Here is a 5,893-nt window from a genome sequence, read left to right on the forward strand (position 1 = left end):
GAAGGACTCGGGCAGCTGGTCCGGCGTCACGGAGGCGCTGAGCTCGGCGTCCTGCTGCTGGAACTGGGCGTAGGCCTCGTCGCTCGTCTCGAACTCGACCTCGGAGACGTACTGGGACAGCGGCGGGAGCGGCGAGCACCAGGAGGGCCACCGCGGCCGCCGAGACCGCTGCCGCGGTGCGTCGTCCCACGAGGCCATCGTCACACCCGGGGCGGGCGCCCACGGACCCGGGCTCCGAGGTCGCGGGGGACGGCGCCGACCTGCTCGAGCCGCTGGGCCGACGTAGCGTCGCCCCAGTGAGCGATGCCGACGCCGTCAGCCCACCGGGAGCCCGGGAGGGGAGGGCCGCCGTCGAGCCGCTCGCCTCCCCCGCCGAGCGCGTGCGCGCGGTCGCCGTCCGCCTCGCCGCGGTCGCCCAGAGCGGGCTCGCCTTCTCCCCCACCGCGTACGACGTCGAGCGCTTCGAGACGACGCGCGAGCTGGCCGCCGAGCTCATGTCGGTGCTGTCGGGCGACGACGCCGCCGAGCTGGCGCTCGAGCTGGAGCGGCGCGACACCGGCTACGCGACGCCGAAGGTCGACGTCCGCGGCGTCCTCATCGACGCCTCGGAGCGCGTGCTGCTCATGCGCGAGCGCAGCGACGGCCGCTGGTCGGCGCCGGGCGGGTGGGCCGACCCGGGCGACACCCCGGTGTCCGCCGCGCTGCGCGAGGTGCGGGAGGAGACCGGCTACGCCGCCGACGTCGTCAAGCTCGTCGGCTGCTGGGACCGCGACGCCCGCGGCCACCGCCCGCCGATGAGCGTGGGCGTCGTCAAGCTCTTCTTCCTGTGCCGCGCGACGGGGGACGTCCGGCCGCCCGACGAGCTCGAGACGCTCGACGTCGGCTGGTTCGGCCTCGACGAGCTGCCCGAGCTGAGCCAGGGCCGCACGACGCGGTGGGAGCTCGAGCGCTGCGTCGCCCACCACCGCGACCCGGCGCTGCCGACCGAGCTCGACTGACCGGCGTCCCCTCGGCGGGGTTCGTGGCCTTCTTCCGCCTCACGGGGGCTCCTCGGCGGACTTCGTAGCCTTTCGACGTCCGTAGGGGCCGCTCGCGCGGAAGAAGGCTACGAAGTCCGGGGCACCGTCTCGTCAGCCGGCGGCGGGGACGGCGCCGGCGAGGTCGTCGAGGTCGTCGAGCGAGACGCCCTCGCGCTGCTCGACGGGGCCGAGCACCGTCGCCGTCGCCCAGCCCTGGGCGAGGAGCACCGTGTCGCTGCCCGGGTCCTCCGGCTCGTCGTCCTCGGGCGGCGTCGTCGCGGTCAGGCGCACGTAGCCCTCCCCGGCCTCGAAGGCGTGGCCCTGCGCGACGCCGACGGCCGCGAGCGTCGCCGGGCGCAGGCCCTGCAGGCGCTCGCCCGGCTCGAGGTGCGGCACGTTGAGGTTGAGGGTCCCGGTCGGCTCGTGGTCGAGGACCCACCGCAGCGCGGGGCGCACGGCCTCGAGGACGGCGGCCCACGTCGTCGGCGCGACCTCGAGCGTCGTCGTCGAGGCGACGCCCGCGGACGCCGCGAGGGCGCGGACGCCGAAGACCGTCGCCGTCAGCGCCGCGCCCACCGTGCCCGAGTGCAGCACGGCCTCACCGGTGTTCATGCCGTGGTTGACGCCCGACAGGACGACGTCGGGCACCCGCCCGCCGAAGGCCCCGCGCAGGCCGACGCGGGTGCAGAAGGCCGGGCTCGCGCCGACGGCGAGGACGCGCAGCCGGTCGGTGCCCTCGAGGGCGCGGGCCTCCGCGGACCACGCCCGCGGGTCCTCGTGCCCCTCCCCCGCGAGGTCCGGCCAGGGCAGGGCGACCTCGGTGACGGGCAGGCGGTCGTCCTCGAGCTCGGCGTCGACCGCCGCGCTCGCCCCGCTGCGGTCGCGCGAGGGCGCCGCGACGACGACGTCGAACCCCGCCTCGACCGCCGCGACGACCAGCAGCGCGAGGCCGCGGCCCTCCACGCCGTCGTCGTTGGTCACCAGGGCCAGGGGGCGCGTCTGCTCGGGCACGGGGCCCATGCTCCCGGGCGGCGCGCGCGACGGCGACACCGCCCCTCGCGGACCTCACCGCCGAGACCGACGGACGACGTCCTCACCGGCGGTGGAGGACGCCGTCCGTCGGTCTCGAAGGGCGCTTCCGCCGTTCGTCGGTCTCGGCGGGCGGCGGCGTCGTCAGCCCGCGGCCGCGCGCTCCGGGGCGGGGCCGTACGTCGTCGTCCGCTCGCGCACCGGCCGGCCGATGCCGTCGGCGATCTCGGTGATCTCCGCGACCGACTTCGCCGACCCGTGCTCGGAGCCCGCCATGCGGCTGATGGTCTCCTCCATGAGCGTGCCGCCGAGGTCGTCCGCGCCGCCGGTCAGCATCGCCCGGGTGCCCTCGACGCCGAGCTTCACCCACGAGGTCTGCACGTGGTCGACCCGGCCGTGCAGCATGATCCGCGCGAGCGCGTGGACGGCGCGGTTGTCGCGCAGCGTCGGCCCCGGCCGCGCGATGCCCGCGAGGTACACCGGCGAGCTCGTGTGCACGAAGGGCAGCGGCACGAACTCGGTGAACCCGCCCGTGCGGTCCTGCACGCCGGCGAGCGTGCGCAGGTGGGCCACCCAGTGCCGCGGGTCGTCGACGTGGCCGTACATCATCGTGCTCGAGCTGCGCAGGCCGAGGGAGTGCGCCGTCTCGACGACGTCGACCCACGCCGCGGCGGGCAGCTTGCCCTTCGTCAGCACCCAGCGGACGTCGTCGTCGAGGATCTCCGCCGCCGTGCCGGGGATCGACCCGAGGCCCGCCGCCCGCACCTCCTCGAGCCACGCCCGCACCGGGACGCCGCGCTTGGCCGACGCCGTCGCGATCTCCATGGGCGAGAAGGCGTGGACGTGCATGTCCGGCACGGCGTCCTTCACGGCGCGGACGATGTCGACGTACGCCGTCGGCCCGAGGTCCGGCGAGATGCCGCCCTGCAGGCACACCTCCGTGGCGCCCCAGACGTCGCGCGCCTCGCGGGTGCGCTCGGAGATCTGCTCGAGCGAGAGCGTGTACGCGTCGGCGTCGGTCTTGCGCTGGGCGAAGGCGCAGAAGCGGCAGCCGACGTAGCAGACGTTGGTGAAGTTGATGTTCCGGTTCACCACGTAGGTGACGTCGTCCCCGACGACGTCGCGCCGCAGGCCGTCCGCGAGCGCGGTGACGGCGTCGAGCGCCGGGCCGTCGGCCGTCATGAGCGCGAGGTACTGCGCGTCCGAGAGCCCCGCGGGGTCGGCCTCGGCGGCGCGCAGGGCGGCGGCGACGCCCGAGTCCACCCGCGGGCCCGAGGGCGCGGGCCGGGCGCCGCCCCGCCGGTCCTGCGCCGGCACCCGCTCGGCGACGGCGTCCCAGTCGCCGTAGACCTCGTCGAAGTCGCTGCGGCGGTCGGCGCTGCGGCCGGTCGTGTCGACCTCGACGTGCAGCTCGGTGCGACCGGTGCCGCCGCCGCTCGCGACGAGCCCCCCGTCGGGCTCCTGCCACGGCAGCCCGACGGGCTGGGTGCTCGGGTCCGCCAGCCCGGTGGCCGGGTCGACGAGCGCGCGCACGTGCGGGTGCAGCCGGGGGTCGAGCCACGCCTCGTCGCGCTCGAGCGAGCCGAGGACGTACCGCGGGTGCGTCGTGAGCCGCTGCGCCAGGCCGAGGCCCGCGTCCGCCGTCCAGCGCTCGAGGTCGTCGAGGTGCGGCCAGGGCCGCTCGGGGTTGACGTGGTCCGGCGTCACCGGCGAGACGCCGCCCCAGTCGTCGACGCCGGACGCCAGCAGCGCCGCGACGTCCTCGGGGTCGGAGAGGTTCGGCGGCGCCTGCAGGCTCACCGTCGGGCCGAGCAGCACGCGCGCGACGGCGAGGGTCGCCAGGTAGGTCTCGCGGTCGAGGTCGGGCGCCGCCTGCATCGCGGTGGCGTCCTTCGCCCGGAAGTTCTGGACGATGACCTCCTGGATCCCCCCGTACTCCCGGGCGACCCGGCGGATGGCGAGCAGGGAGTCGACCCGCTCGGCCGGCGTCTCGCCGATGCCGACGAGGATCCCCGTCGTGAAGGGCACGCCGACGCGCCCGGCGTCCTCGAGCACGCGCAGCCGCAGGGCCGGGTCCTTGTCGGGCGAGCCGTAGTGGGGGCCGCCGGGCTCGGACCACAGCCGGGTCGCCGTCGTCTCGAGCATCATCCCCATCGACGGGGCGACGGGCTTGAGGCGCTGCAGCTCCGACCAGCTCATGACGCCGGGGTTGAGGTGCGGCAGGAGCCCCGTCTCCTCGAGCACGCGGACGGCCATGGCCCGCACGTAGGACAGCGTGTCGTCGTAGCCGTGCGCGTCGAGCCACTCGCGGGCGGCCGGCCAGCGGTCCTCGGGGCGGTCGCCGAGGGTGAAGAGCGCCTCGCGGCAGCCCTGCGCGGCGCCCTCGCGGGCGATGTCGAGCACCTCGTCGGGGCTGAGGTACGCCGCGGGCAGCCGGTGCGGCACGGTGACGAAGGTGCAGTAGTGGCACCGGTCGCGGCACAGCCGCGTGAGCGGGATGAAGACCTTGCGCGAGTAGGTGACGACACCGGGCCGCCCCTCGCGGGCCATCGCGGCGTCGCGGACGCGCACCGCGACCTCCTGCAGCGCGGCGAGGTCCTCGCCGCGGGCGTGCAGCAGCACCTCGGCCTCGGCGGCGTCGAGCGCCTTGCCGTCGCGGGCACGGGCCAGCGAGCGCCGCAGCTGCGCGGCGGTGGGCGGGGCGACCTCGGGCGGGGGGACCTGGGCCTGGGGACCTGCCGGGGCGGCGGGACGAGCGGACGGCGGGGGCAGCAGCGTCACCGCAGCACTCTCGCACGCGCCGACGCCCTCCCGTCCCCGCCGCTCGAGAGCGGGCCCGAGGGCGGGCGGGAGACCGGGGCGCGCCCGCGTCAGGCGCCCGGCAGGTGCCGGACGGCGCCCCGGCGCGGGAGGACGGCGAGCACGGGCACGACGGCGAGCAGCGCGAGGACGCCGACGACCGCCACGACCCCGCTGAGGACCCCGGCCGGGGCCGCGCCCGTGCCCTCGAGGTCGCCGGCCAGCGGGGCGAGCAGGACCACCAGGGCGCCGACGAGGGCCCCGGCCCGTCGCCCGGCGCCGAGAGCGGCGGCGGCCTCCCGCTCGGCCCCCTCGGGGCAGAGGATCGAGACCACGAGGCCCGTCGCCTGCACCGCCGCGCCGAGGCCGGCACCGACGAGCACGAGCGGCAGCAGCGCCAGCGGCGGCCCGTCGAGCAGGAGCCAGCCGACGAGGTAGGTGCCGGCCGCGGCCACGAGGGCGCCCGCCGTGCCCACCTGGGCGAGGCGGGGCTGCCGGCCCACCCGGGCGATCGCCGTCGTCGCGCCGACCACGCCGACCACCCCCGCGACGACCCCGGCGGCGACGAGCAGCCCGCGCAGGAGCGGCCGCTCGAGGTCGAGGAAGAGGACGGCGTCGACGAGCACGAGGACCGTGACGGCGCCGACGACGACGCCCACCACCGCGCCGAGGAGGACGACGCGGTGGCGCAGGACGGCCCACGAGGACGGCCCAGCGGCCGCCGGGGGCGGCGCCTCCCCGCGGGGCAGCGCCCGCACCGAGCGCAGCAGCACGAGCGCGACGACGGCGAGGACGGGCGCGAGCAGCGGCACGGCGCGCCAGCCGCCGGGCACGTCGGCGAGCAGCCCCCCGACGAGCGCGCCGAGCAGCGCGCCCACCCCGGTGACGAGCACGAGCGCGGCCTGGACCCGCACCTGCAGGGCGGCGGGCACGCCCCGCACGAGGGCCGCCCCCGCGCCGACGACGAGCGCACCGACGCCGACGCCCTGGGCCAGGCGGCCGAGGCCGACGGCGAGCAGCGAGCCGGGGGCGTCCCCCGCCGCCCC

Annotated in this window: 4 protein-coding genes and 1 pseudogene; 1 reads left to right on the top strand and 4 read right to left on the bottom strand. The window is 77.5% G+C overall.

Annotated elements, in window-relative coordinates; translation table 11 throughout:
- A pseudogene (locus HLB09_RS12000) lies at positions 1 to 198 on the bottom strand (permease-like cell division protein FtsX); the annotation flags it as partial.
- 98 nt (positions 199 to 296) lie between these two features.
- Here HLB09_RS12000 and HLB09_RS12005 point away from each other — a divergent pair.
- The gene (locus tag HLB09_RS12005) at positions 297 to 998 is read left to right on the top strand and encodes an NUDIX hydrolase N-terminal domain-containing protein (RefSeq protein WP_171203603.1); all 702 of its coding nucleotides are present in this window, start codon (positions 297 to 299) and stop codon (positions 996 to 998) included.
- A 132-nt stretch (positions 999 to 1,130) separates the two neighbouring features.
- On the opposite strand, the gene surE is transcribed toward HLB09_RS12005, so the two are convergent.
- The 3 genes from surE to HLB09_RS12020 form a co-directional block, all read right to left on the bottom strand.
- The gene (gene surE, locus HLB09_RS12010) at positions 1,131 to 2,030 is read right to left on the bottom strand and encodes a 5'/3'-nucleotidase SurE (RefSeq protein WP_212770979.1); all 900 of its coding nucleotides are present in this window, start codon (positions 2,028 to 2,030) and stop codon (positions 1,131 to 1,133) included.
- 162 nt (positions 2,031 to 2,192) lie between these two features.
- The gene (locus HLB09_RS12015; RefSeq protein ID WP_171203605.1) at positions 2,193 to 4,829 is read right to left on the bottom strand and encodes a bifunctional FO biosynthesis protein CofGH; all 2,637 of its coding nucleotides are present in this window, start codon (positions 4,827 to 4,829) and stop codon (positions 2,193 to 2,195) included.
- Between the two features lie 89 nt (positions 4,830 to 4,918).
- Positions 4,919 to 5,893, bottom strand: a 975-nt coding sequence (locus tag HLB09_RS12020; protein ID WP_171203606.1) for an MFS transporter, incomplete at its 5' end; no start/stop codon positions are given.

This window comes from Pseudokineococcus marinus, assembly GCF_013004605.1.
In the GTDB taxonomy this organism is placed as follows: domain Bacteria; phylum Actinomycetota; class Actinomycetes; order Actinomycetales; family Quadrisphaeraceae; genus Pseudokineococcus; species Pseudokineococcus marinus.